The organism is Asanoa iriomotensis (assembly GCF_016862515.1).
In the GTDB taxonomy this organism is placed as follows: domain Bacteria; phylum Actinomycetota; class Actinomycetes; order Mycobacteriales; family Micromonosporaceae; genus Asanoa; species Asanoa iriomotensis.
Genome location: NZ_BONC01000016.1, coordinates 68507 through 79994, shown reverse-complemented (window position 1 = coordinate 79994; position 11488 = coordinate 68507). Strand labels below are relative to the sequence as shown.

At 63.5% G+C, this 11488-nt stretch carries 11 protein-coding genes; 7 read left to right on the top strand and 4 right to left on the bottom strand.

The annotated features are described in order from the left end of the window. The first annotated feature begins 262 nt into the window (after positions 1-262). The 3 genes from Air01nite_RS13860 to Air01nite_RS13850 all read left to right on the top strand — a co-directional run bounded on the left by Air01nite_RS13860 (position 263) and on the right by Air01nite_RS13850 (position 4979). Positions 263-553, top strand: coding sequence for a hypothetical protein (locus Air01nite_RS13860; RefSeq protein ID WP_203702550.1), 291 nt, complete (start codon positions 263-265; stop codon positions 551-553). Positions 554-794: 241 nt separating this feature from the next. Next, a complete protein-coding gene (locus Air01nite_RS13855; protein ID WP_239090706.1) occupies positions 795-2252 on the top strand; it encodes a recombinase family protein in 1458 nt (485 codons plus the stop codon). 903 nt (positions 2253-3155) lie between these two features. Continuing rightward, the gene (locus tag Air01nite_RS13850; RefSeq protein ID WP_203702548.1) at positions 3156-4979 is read left to right on the top strand and encodes an ImmA/IrrE family metallo-endopeptidase; all 1824 of its coding nucleotides are present in this window, start codon (positions 3156-3158) and stop codon (positions 4977-4979) included. Between the two features lie 209 nt (positions 4980-5188). Here Air01nite_RS13850 and Air01nite_RS13845 read toward each other — a convergent pair whose 3' ends face one another. Further along, positions 5189-5971 (bottom strand): hypothetical protein, encoded by a 783-nt coding sequence (locus Air01nite_RS13845; protein ID WP_203702546.1) that lies wholly within the window; start codon positions 5969-5971, stop codon positions 5189-5191. After that, entirely contained in the window at positions 5958-6614 is a 657-nt protein-coding gene (locus Air01nite_RS13840) for a hypothetical protein (protein ID WP_203702545.1), read from the bottom strand. The genes Air01nite_RS13845 and Air01nite_RS13840 overlap by 14 nt, the downstream gene beginning before the upstream one ends. 252 nt (positions 6615-6866) lie before the next feature. Between Air01nite_RS13840 and Air01nite_RS13835 the strand changes: the two genes are divergently transcribed. From Air01nite_RS13835 to Air01nite_RS41910, 4 genes are all read left to right on the top strand, one after another. Then, complete coding sequence (locus Air01nite_RS13835) at positions 6867-7826, top strand: phospholipase D-like domain-containing protein (protein ID WP_203702543.1); 960 nt, start codon at positions 6867-6869, stop codon at positions 7824-7826. Beyond that, on the top strand, positions 7823-8209 hold the full coding sequence (locus Air01nite_RS13830) for an 8-oxoguanine DNA glycosylase OGG fold protein (RefSeq protein WP_203702542.1): 387 nt from the start codon (positions 7823-7825) through the stop codon (positions 8207-8209). The genes Air01nite_RS13835 and Air01nite_RS13830 overlap by 4 nt, the downstream gene beginning before the upstream one ends. 29 nt (positions 8210-8238) lie before the next feature. Next, on the top strand, positions 8239-8526 hold the full coding sequence (locus Air01nite_RS13825) for an 8-oxoguanine DNA glycosylase OGG fold protein (RefSeq protein WP_203702541.1): 288 nt from the start codon (positions 8239-8241) through the stop codon (positions 8524-8526). 89 nt (positions 8527-8615) lie between these two features. Beyond that, positions 8616-9182: a recombinase family protein gene (locus Air01nite_RS41910; protein WP_203702540.1), complete on the top strand. Its 567-nt coding sequence runs from the start codon at positions 8616-8618 to the stop codon at positions 9180-9182. Between the two features lie 736 nt (positions 9183-9918). Here Air01nite_RS41910 and Air01nite_RS13815 read toward each other — a convergent pair. Continuing rightward, positions 9919-10908 carry a PGN_0703 family putative restriction endonuclease gene (locus Air01nite_RS13815; RefSeq protein ID WP_344384805.1) on the bottom strand — a complete coding sequence of 330 codons (990 nt, stop codon included), beginning with the start codon at positions 10906-10908 and terminating at the stop codon, positions 9919-9921. A 291-nt stretch (positions 10909-11199) separates the two neighbouring features. Further along, on the bottom strand, positions 11200-11469 hold the full coding sequence (locus tag Air01nite_RS13810; RefSeq protein ID WP_203702538.1) for a hypothetical protein: 270 nt from the start codon (positions 11467-11469) through the stop codon (positions 11200-11202). Positions 11470-11488 lie beyond the last annotated feature (19 nt).

Below are 11488 nucleotides of genomic sequence, written 5' to 3'. Positions count from 1 at the left end.
GATATTGCCCGCGGAGCCCTCGGACACTCATCTCGTTGAGCGGCGGGAGTACTACCGGTCGGGGCGGGGAGGAAGCGGCTACCGACTCGTGCCGGGTGAGGCTGCCGGCGGTCGAGGACTCGAAGTCACGACATCGCCCGACGGCTGCATGCTGTCGGTCTCGCTAGAGTAGTCGTCCAAGTGGTCATCGACGTGCGCGTTCTGGGGGACCATGTCCCGCTCGCGCCCACCAACCAGGCTCGCGAGTGACGAAGGGAACGGCGTGAGGCGCTACACGATCCCGCGCGGCGAGGACGTCGCCAATCTCAACGCAGCGCTGCTGCTGGTATTGGACCACTCCACTGTCGGTCGTCCGACGCGCCAACGGATCGCACGAACACTGAAGATAAATGGCCTTGCCAATGCAACTCAGAAGGCGCTGGTGCTGCGATCGGTGCCGTTGCGCTGCCACGCAGAGATCAGGGCCGCGCTCGATGAGGAGGGGCGACAGTTGTACACACTGGTCCTCGTTCGAGCCGGGGAACTACTGAGGCAACCGCCCGGCGTCCTCTGACCCGCCATAGCGGCATCGCTCTGGGTGGGGTTGAAGTCCCATCGCGGCCAGGGGATCGACGACCGCGTCAAAGACATGTCGCGAAGAATGCTTGATCAACGGCCCGGCTAGCATCACCCGTCCGGGTATGCGCACGCGAGGTGAACGCGCGTCACCGTGCCGAGTGAGATCGAAACACGGGGCGGTGAGAGGTTCTCTCCGCCTGCTGACATCTAGTGCTGCGCCATCCGATGGTGACGACATGCATCGTTTGACAAGCGTCGGTATGCGGTTTGCTTTCTACGGTCGAGTCTCGACCGAGGATCATCAGGATCCTGCCGCGTCTCGTTCATGGCAGATTGAGCGCGCCCAGACTCTGGTCTCGTCGGCGTCCGGCAGGATCGTCAAGGAGCACTTCGACATCGGAGTGTCACGGTCGTTGCCGTGGAAACGACGTCCGAACGCGAGTCGTTTGCTTGAGGCCATCAAGAGTCGGGGCCGGCTCTTCGACGCGGTGGTCATCGGCGAGCCACAACGGGCGTTCCACGGCGAACAGTTCGGCATGACCTTTCCAGTTCTGGTCCACTATGGGGTCGAGTTGTGGGTGCCCGAGATTGGCGGACCGGTCGATCCTGGAAGCGATGCCCACGACCTGGTCATGGTCCTCTACGGCGGACTAAGCAAAGGCGAACGCAACCGCGTGCGGCTCCGGGTCCGCGCCACGATGGCGGCCCAGACCCGCATCGAGGGTCGTTACCTCGGTGGCCGGCCGCCCTACGGCTACCGCATCGCCGATGCCGGACCCCACCCCAATCCCGCCCGAGCCGCTGACGGCCGCCGGCTTCACCGGCTCGAGCCGGACCCGGACGCCGCTCCTGTCGTCGTCAGGATTTTCGCCGAGTGCCTCGCCAGGCGAGGGCTCAGTGCAATCGCCCGTGGTTTGACGCGCGACGGCGTCGCCTGTCCCTCCGCGCACGACCAGGCCCGCAATCCGCACCGCCGGGGCGAACGCTGGCAGCCCGGGGCGGTGCGAGCGATTCTGACCAACCCGCGCTACACCGGCCGGCAGGTCTGGAGCCGGCAACGCGGCGACGAGGTCCTCCTTGATGTCGACGACGTCGCCGCTGGCTACACCACCCGCCGCCGCTGGAACCACCCCGACGACTGGGCCTGGTCCACCGACCTAGCCCACCCGCCCCTCGTCGACCCCGAGACCTTCACCCAGGCCCAGACAGCCCGTCGCACCCGCGGCGCCGCCGGTGACACCGGCCGGCAACCCCGCCGCAGCGACCGCCCTTACCTGTTCCGCGGGCTCCTGTATTGCGGACGATGCGGGCGCCGAATGGGCGCCGGCGTCCACCACGGACACGTCTACTACCGCTGTGTCGCCCGCCAGCTGGCCGAACCACCGGTTGACCACCCGCCCACCGTCTACGTGCGTCAGGACGCCCTGACCGCCCCGGTCACAGCGTTCCTGCGCCAGGGCCCACCATTTCCAGCCGATCTCGCCGGCGACCGGCTTGCCCCCGCACTCGTGGCGAGCGAGGCCGAGTTGCGTGCTGCCACGGCGCGCCTGGCCGACACGTACGCGCGGTGCGGACTGCACCTGATTTACCACCCGGACCGGGAGACGGTCACGTTGACCATCCCGAACGGGGCGGCGCCGGCGACGCCCGGCGGCAGAGCAGAGGTACGCCAGGCCGAGTTCGTCGTCTACTGAGCGCGGGCCGCCGGTCAAACATCTACGGCCCCTTGCAGCTCTTAAGCGTTGAGAACGGCAGCACGGCCTCGTGGGAGGCCGGCCGGTTCAGCGTTGCAATCGCACACATTGCAAGGTGCGCCCGCACGCGGCGGGCATTCATGGCCCTGTGAGAGCGGCTGGCCCGGCGTCGAGAGGCAGGGTCGACACCGATCATCGCCGCCACCGCTGGTGGACCGAGGTCGCGAGGCTACGCAGACTACTGAACCCAAGGCTCAGTCACTCGTTAACGCCTATGGACGGACGCTTTGGCGTCTACAAATCATGATCAGCACTCGTAGCGCGTCTTTGAGGTTCACACTGAAGACAGTGGAGCCAGGACGGGGCGGGTGAGATGGCAACTGCGAGGGAAGTTTTGCACGTCGGGGTCCACGGCACGACACGAAGTTCACAGCGATGCCGTCCACCGGATAAGTTGGCCTCTCGTCCACCAAGGAGCCGGGAGAGCGCCGTGACCGCCGAAGCGCCTGGGTACAGATGGCCGAACGATATGCCTGCTCAGTGTCCGCCATCCTCGGCAATGCCCGCGACAGGAACGTTTTACCGCTTTGTAAGGACCGACCCTTGCACGGAGACAGATTTCGTGCGCCCGCGGGATACACCTAGGCATCAAGGCGCACCAGCCGACCGGCTGTGCGCGCTGTCAGCCCTGTCAATGTACGAAATTCTAGATGACGCCAGGCGTGCTCAAAGCCTTATACCACCCATGCGTAAGCGAAAGATAGCAAAAGGTACACTAGAGGCCGTACATGGAATGATCGACAACTCCCCGTCAACACTCGGCAAAGAAGTACTTGAGTCTCACCATGATTGGTGGGTTCCGGTTGGCGTTAACGTCACTTCGCTCTTTGCGGTGGTGGACTCATGACCGATCTCACGCCCGTCGGGTCTCCTCTAGGCGAGTTGACGATAGAGGATGTCCTGATCGACTATGACGGCCCCAAGCTTTTCACATGCACAAATCACCTCGGGTACCACTACTTAGCTTTGCTTGTCGACGACGACGAGGAACAACGGCATGAGGTCTTTCTCTATGCCCCAATCGATCCACCTGTCCTCCGCGCCATCACGCATGGTCGACTACCGCTCAGGTACGCCTACGAGCAGCCGTTAGAGCCGCATGTATGGGTTGCCAGCCTTGATTACCTTTCAGGGTCGAGTGATGTGCGTTCGATGCTGGCTAGCAGGATTCCGGAGGATTGGCTGCCGCTTCCCTCGGCCAGACTCCAAAGCACAGTTACACTCGATTCGTCCAAGGGGAGTTCGCACGCGGGCGTACTGGTCGACCGGACATATGGCTCAGAAAAGGGCGCATCTTTTACGCTCCGCATTCATGCGGAAGGGGGCGCTCTAAGCGGGCCTAGCCTTACGTGTCAAATAGGACTCTCGATCCTCGGCAAGCCCGTCTGGGGATCATCGCCGACTTCGGACGATGGCGTATTCGCCTCTCCCGAGGAGGCATGCCTATTCTTTGCGGGTATATGGCAATACGTCTCCTGGGAAGAGCGGCTCCCGCAAGATCTGCCGCTCGATCGGCTGGAAAGAATTCGAGCAGCATTCAACTCGCGCCGGAATAGCCTGCCGCCATTCGAAAGACAAGAGTTTGAAGAAGCGCTTGAGGGTTTTTACGAAAGGCATGACCTCTCTAGGTTCGTCAGCACGACGGCATTAAAGCCTGTACTACTGGTTAAGGAAGGCCGCTACGGATGGCTTCTCGAGGACGAGAGTTCGCACAAGTTCGGCCTTAACGAGGTCCTTCTTCCGCTAGAGGAACTCGTTACTGATCTCGCCTCCCAGCTTGCGCGCGTTGATGAACCGACCTCTCGCGAGGCGGCCAACGCATGGGACACAAGGTGGCAAGCGGCAGGCGACAACGTCGCGTCGATCGTATCCGGTCGGACGTTGGAGGAGGTCAGGAAGCTCCGAGCAAGCTCCGCAGCCTTTGATGCCGAAGTGGCGAGCATCCCGCGTGATCCATCTAAGAGCGAGCTTTTCGCAGCTGCGCGAATGTCGCGTGGCCTGACAGACCTGCAAACCTCAGTAATCTTTTCCCAAATCTCTTCAGTTGGATTCACGAGACCGGCAAAACTCGACGATCTTGAGCGTGCAATCTTCGCCTCGATTGAGGCGAGCACGTACGCGTACGACGAGGGACTTGCCGCCGCGCGTGCCCTTAGATCGCTTCTCAATATTTCGCCGAGTGAACCAATTGACCCAAAGACAATACTAGAGCGGGAACTCGGAGTGACGGTCCGTGATGTCTCCATTGACGACGCAGACAGCCTCGATGCCTTTGCTGCTTGGGGTCCCACCCATGGACCAGCCGTGTTTGTTAACCGTAAGGGAGCCCACGGCAAAGGTTACGGGCGTAACGCTACATTGGCCCATGAGATATGCCACCTCCTCCTCGATCGCAATGGCGCGTTGCCCGTTGCCGAGGTCCTTAGGGGCCGTCAGAGCGGACACGTTGAAGCAAGAGCCCGAGCGTTCGCCGCCGAACTCTTGCTTCCTCAAGCGGTCGCAGGTGAGGAGTACCTCAAGGCGACCAAGGACATGCGGAAGCTCGTGAAGGAGCTCTCTGCGCGGTTCAAGGTCAGTAAGGAAATAGTCGCCTGGAACATCTGGAACTCGAATGTCTCCGTCCATCCGGAGCACTGGTCCGTGCTACGGAGTATGACGAGCCAGTAGTGCCGTCAGGACTACCGACTCGAGTCGCCCATGGGCGGGGCCCTTACTGCAACCGACGCGCGTTGGTGTCGCCCGTGGCGTTGGCATCTCCAAGCCGCGACGCCTGGTGGAAGTACATACTCGGTCTTATGGTGCATCCAGGATCCCATGTCCGGTACAACCGGTCCACAAGCCGCTGTCGGTCGGCAACGAAGCCTCATTGCGAATTCCTATGAACGACGGAGCACTCGACCGAGCGCCACGGCGACGGTCGTCGTGAGGACCCAGCCCATGACGATCAAGAGCGTGGCGACCCAGGCGCCGGCTCCTGTGGGTCGGTAGAGAGCCTCTTGGCGGAGATTGACGACCGGAAAGAGTAGGTCGCACGCGTAGAGCATTGCGACGAAGCTGTTCGGTGGAGCGTCGCGGCTCGGTTCGGGCGGGAATTCTGAAAAGAACAGCGAGCCAGCCACCGCAAAAGCGATGAACCAGCCGGCCGCTCGGCTAGGCAGGTACCCGTAGCCGAGAAGAGCGTCCTGCAAGTAGCCCCAGGACTTCGCGGCCGCGCCACGGGCAGCACGGGCCTGCCGTTCGGCGGCGAGTAGAACTTGACGTGCTGCATCGTTCCGACCGGCGCCTCGCAACACCGACGCCAGGTGTTCGTACGGCTGTGACTGATGGCCGGACGGGTCCCGTCTTAGCCAGTCGATGCGCTCCCGAAGGCTTGCGCCGCTGTCAAAGCTCCGATAGGTAAGCCCGTCGAGCTTGATACGTGAAGGCCATGTCGCGGGGGCGTCTTCGATCACATCGATGTTGGCGTGACGTAGGTCGAGTTCACCGCCGATTGGAGCTCTTGGGAGCAGTTGCAGGCGACCTGTGCGAAGGTTCCTGCAGGTCAGTGCCCTATCCTCGGAACTCGAAAGTTGTGAGTCATAGAACGAGAGCCCGTTCCTAACGACCGCTCCGGTCAGGCTGATCTGCCCGTCGGCAGCGAAGCCATCAGAACAGTTCATGAGCGCTCCTATGGTGGCGCCACGCGCCGTAAGCGAGCGACCAAGTGTTGATCCGAGGGCGGCGCCTTCCAGAAACAGGCAGCCTTCCACCTTGCTGTCCGATATGAACACTTCCCCCCGCAGTTCGTAGAGCTCGCGCCGTGATGTCGTGCTCAACCTGAAGGCGCCGCCCAAGCAGGGATTGTCCGTCCGCAATGATCGTCGTCCCGTTGAGGTTGAGGATGCCGTTGATCCGCGTTCCTCTCAGGTCGACCTGGCCGTTGATCGCCATGGCGTCGAGTTCCAGGTTCCCCGCGACGGTCGCGTAGGGAGCGTGGACTCCAGGAACGCTTGAACCTGTGAGATTGAGGACCGAGACTTTGGTCCCAACCAGCGCGATCGGATGCTCAAACACGCATTGCGTCATCCTGACTGGGAAGGCCACTGCCGAGTACGACAGGTCCAATGTCCCTGTGACCTCCGCTCCGACCAGGATCAGTGCAGCGAGGTGTCCTGCAGCGGGTGGTTGTGCCCCAAGCAGCAGGGCGCGCAGCACGTCGCTGCGGACCTTCCGATCGCTCGACTCGGAAAGATCCACGGTGACGCGCCGAGAGAACGCATCCCAGACCTGCCGCTCGGCGCCCACAAGGTCGTCGGGGTCCATAGACCCATCGTCCAGCATGGACGCCACCTCAATGCATGAAGCGATCCATCCCACCCTGTCGTACCGACGCCGGCGTGTGCGACACGGTGACGCATTGTGCCTATAGTGCGACAAGTTCCTGGGCGAGGTCACCGTATGGCCGGCCGCAGGGCAGCTAAAGCAGCGCCCCCAGGCATTGCGGGAAACTCACAACGGAAGTTTGACGTTGCGTCACGGTCGGCAGAACGAGGGCGACGTCGCGATAATGCCGCGGTGGAGTTTCTTGGCGGACAGATTTGGGATGATCTGCAGGAGCTGATCGCCGGTGCGGCACGGCGGAGGGTCGCCATCGCGTTCGCTGGTCGCGGCGCTCCTCAGATCCTTCCGCTCGAGGCGGGCGACGTGGTCGTTGTGAACGGCGGCGACGCCGCTCTGGCTGATGGTGCCCTCCACCCCGATGCCGTCGCGGCTTGGCTTAAAGCTGGTGTTCAGGTGTGGTCCTTGCCTGATCTACACGCCAAGGTCGTTCTTCTCGATCATTCCCGAGGCTCTCGCACGGCAGTGGTTGGGTCGGCCAATGTTTCGGTCCGGTCTCGGGACATCTTGTACGAGGCCGCGATCGTGACTGACGACGAGGCAGTGTGTGACGACGTCAGTTGGCAACTGGACGAGTGGGTTGGGCTGGCGGACGAGATCGACAAGGATTGGCTCGCGCATGCGAGGAGCGTGTACCGCGAGCCGCGGCGAACGCCCCGGTCCTCCACCCGGCGGAGGCCCCGCCCTAGTCGCAGAAAGCCCTTGTGGATCGGGATGAACGCGCCGACGAACGAGACCTTAAGCCCGACGGCGGAAGCAGCACGCAAGCAATTGGTACGTCGGTACGGCGCGAGGACGGAAGTCGGATGGTGGTTCCTCCGTCGTGGCGATGAACGCTTGGTCTCGCCTGGCCAAGGCCTTGTGTTGGTCAACCACGCTACTGATCGCGCCGAGCCACACGGCAACGCTCTGGCCGGGCCTCCGGCGAAAGTGGTCCGGGTAGACGCCGGAGACCGGCAACACCCACCCGTCGCGTTTTACATCGAAGATCCAATATTAGAACCGCGCCGGTTCGCTGACGTGCGGAGGGCCGTGGAGAACGCCGGCGCGACGGTGGACTGGGACGCGGCAATCCAGCCTGGGCAAGTCGGGGATGCGGTCTACGCCCTTTGGTACACAGACGGAAGCCTGACGTGACCAGCAGTAGGGCAGCACATCCGATGCCCTTTTCCGGTCCCCCACCGAACCGCGCCATCTGGGTCGAGGAACAATCCGCGGCGTTTACGGCGACCTGGTGGAGAGCCGCGCTGTCGGCCGACCTGAGGTGGTGGCCTGGTGAGCTCGACGACGCCGGATCGACTATCAACCGTCGTCGGGCGCATCTGATCGGTCGCGGCGCGGCTGAGCCGGCTGAGGCTGCCCACACCCTCATCGCGGCGACCGTCTGGGGAAGCGGCAACCGCCAGATCAGGCTGCGCACGAAGGCGTGCTCGCTGGGCTTCGAGGTCGTTGGCGGTCATTTGGCCGCCGCGGTACGGATGCTCAACGACAAGGGCCCGTGGTTGCATACGCAGCGTTGAACCGGGGCGGAAGACTGCATGTCAAAGGTTTGGGTCCGTCGTTCTTCACCAAGTTCCTCTACTTCGCCGGCTACGACTGCGGCGCGCACCGACATCGGCCGCTCATCCTCGACCGCACGGTTCGCAGCGCCCTGGAGATGCTGTCTGGCTTGGTCCTGGACCCCAGTTCGGCCGACGACTACGGCCTCTACCTGGAAGTTGCCCATTCCTGGGCGGAGGAGTGGCACACCGAGCCCGACGTCGTTGAGCGTGCATTGTTCGCTGTCGGTCAATGCGGACCACTCGCCGTGAACTTGCTGCTTGGACGCCGGCTCTAGCAACACAGCAGCTAGACCCGTCCGCTGGGAGCGACGCACAGGCGAACTATGCCAGCGCACCGCGCGGAACCGCCTGACATTTGGGCGCGGTGCGGGCGATCCTGCCAAACCCGCGGTACACCGGCCGACAGGTCTGGAACCGGCAGTCGCGGTGCCAAGGTCATGCTCGACATCGAGGACGTCGCCCTTGGACTACACCACGGTCCGTCGCTGGAACCACCCGGACGACTCGGTCAGGTCCGCGGGCCAGGTCGGTCCACCCGGCACTGGTCGACCGCGACACGTTCGCCCGCGTCCAGGGCACCTTCCGGACGCGCGGCGCCGTCGGGAAGCCGGCGGCCTCCCGCCGCAGCCGCCGGCGGACCACCCATCCACCGCCTACCTCTGGCAGGACACCCCTCACCGGCCCTGTCACCGCGTTCCTCAGCCAGACCGGGCACCCCCGACGCGGCGGTCGGCCCTTTGCGCTGGGCCACGACGGGACCGAGCGCGTCGCCGCGACGAGTCACGCGGAGGCCAACGCGCCGCGCGGACTGCGCCTGACCAATCACTGGGACCAGGACACGGTGATCGTCAGCATCCCCGCACAAGCGGAGGCCGGCCCCCTGGGCGGCGGGGAGTCGGGGGTGAATCAGGCGAAGTTCGTCGTCGGCTGACGCCAGGCCGTCAGCCGTTCGAGAACGTGAGGGGGCACATAATTGGCCTTATGGTGTAAGCCCTTGCGTTAGCCAACAACCTTGATCGGAAGCGGTTCCAGGCTCGCTCTCAAGGATTGACACCCGCATCGCGCTGACCCGCGGGGCTACTCATGAGACCCATGGTCACCCGGCGCCCATGCTGATCTCGCTGCCGAGCTCCGCGGGAAGCACCGTGCACGGAACTGCTGGCGCACCCGCCCTTCGGCGCGGCGTTATCCGACAATCGTGCAGCCCTCCCCGATGCGCCTATCGAGGATTGGAGCTAGCCCTCAACGGTCCGGTGTTGGCGTTTGAGGGCAAACCAACGGTCCCCTACGCCTCTGAGTTGGAAGCCGGGAATGCGCGCGTGACCACCGGGACGTACGCCACCGCAGGTGAAGCTTCTTCGCGACCCTCGGCGGCGTGGTGGGACCGAGCGGTGAATCAGAACCTTGAACAAGCCGGCGTCGGAGGTGGTGCGCTTCGTACCGGTCGACCCGCCGCTGATGGGGCACGTCTTCGTCGTGTGGCCGCCCGCACCGCCCGGCCGGGCCGCCCGCACTGCGCCGCGCTGGACGCGCTCACGACCGCCGCGACGGGCGGGCTCAGGCTACGCCGAGTTCGAAGGCCCGGCGTCCGATCGCGGGTGGCAGCCCGGCGCGGTCGCGTCGTCCGCTTGCTCCGCGACGATGGTCTCGTCAGCATCACTGGGTGGCTATCGCGACACGAACCGTGCACCCCGCGCCTTAGAGCGGCGAACGGCGAGGTGTTCCCGCCAGAGATCCTCGCTGAGATGGTGTTCGAGGTAGCGCATCTGGAAAGCGGAGACCACCCGCCGCTCCTCCTCGCTTCCTGTCGTCTCGCTCATGACTTTCAAAACCTGGTCGAGGTTTACGGCCGTCACGAGAAAGGGAGAAAGGAGAATCTGCCGATATGATTCCACCGCCCGTTCCCCAAGGCGATCGCCAGGAAACGTAACAACCATGATTTGAGGCGGTGACAGCTCCGGGAATCGTCGGCTCCAGACTGCTGCGCCCAGGGCATGACAGCGCAGTAGTTGGTTTACCGAACGCGCCTGGGTCCTGTTGTCATCGAGATTCCACAGCTGGGTCCTTTCCGCGAGGGCCCGATATGCTATCCGCTCGTGCAGCAGTATGTGTCGACTATTGAAACGATCAGCATATTTGATCTCCACCACAAGCGCAAGGGGCCCGTTGGAGGTTTGTAGAGTCAACCATCCGTCAATTCGCGTGGAGTCGCCGAGGTATTCACTTGGTCGAGTGGGGGCGTACTCAAGGCTGAATTCCGCGACCCTATAAACGTCGATGGAAAGGAGCGCACTCAACACCCGAGCCGCCCACATCGGGTGAGCGCATAACGGGCCAAATAGGTTTAGCGTCAGCGCCTGGCTGGATGTCATATAGCTGCTGCATCGAATGGGATCAACGCCCCAACCTTGTCGGCGGCGCCATGTGAACAGCGACTTCGCGGACTGCGTGATGAAGTTCAGTCCGGCATCGGCGTCCTCCGGAGCGAGAATACTACCGAGGGCGCGCGCGCCTGCAAATGAAGGCGTAACCCCGAATCGTACACGATCAAGCACTTTGCGGCGGTACCAAGACTGATGGAATCTGATTCGTGCAGGCAGCCCTGACTCGGCAGGCGACTGTGGCCCAAGTTCTATCAGTCTGGGATCGACAGGCATTCGTGGCTCCGATGAAGGGGAGGCTTAGCCTCGGCCCATTACGTATGCGGACGACCGAGCATACCCTTCCTGCGGCGCGTGCCTTGACCACTGCAGACCGCCCAAAGTCTATAGAGACAGGTTGGCGCGGCGGATCGTTGTAGCTGTAGCGTTCAGTCGGTCTCCTAACTGAGTTGAGGCTTGAGGCACGAGCACCGTCATCCCGGCCATTCCTTCCCAGGCCACCCGCGGAACTCCATCCACACAGGGTGAAGGTTCGCTGTCCGGCGCAGCCCTTTCTGGATTAGACGCTCAGCACCGCGACGTGTTGAGCCTCGGGCGACTCCGCGGGTTGGGCAACACGTCGGCTGATCCGCCGCCGTCGAACACCACCTCGTCCAGTCTCACAGCAGATGGCCCCGCCTCGGCCGGCAACTGACTGAGCAACATGGTCACCGGCACCTGATCGAGGACGCCTACGACCCGGCAGCGCAGATCGAAGCGATCGCACGCGGCGGCGACCTCGGCGGGTGTCTGCCGGGCGACGCTCAACGCAGACAAAGTGGCCACGAAAGTACCCATTCGGGTGGTGTCGATAAGC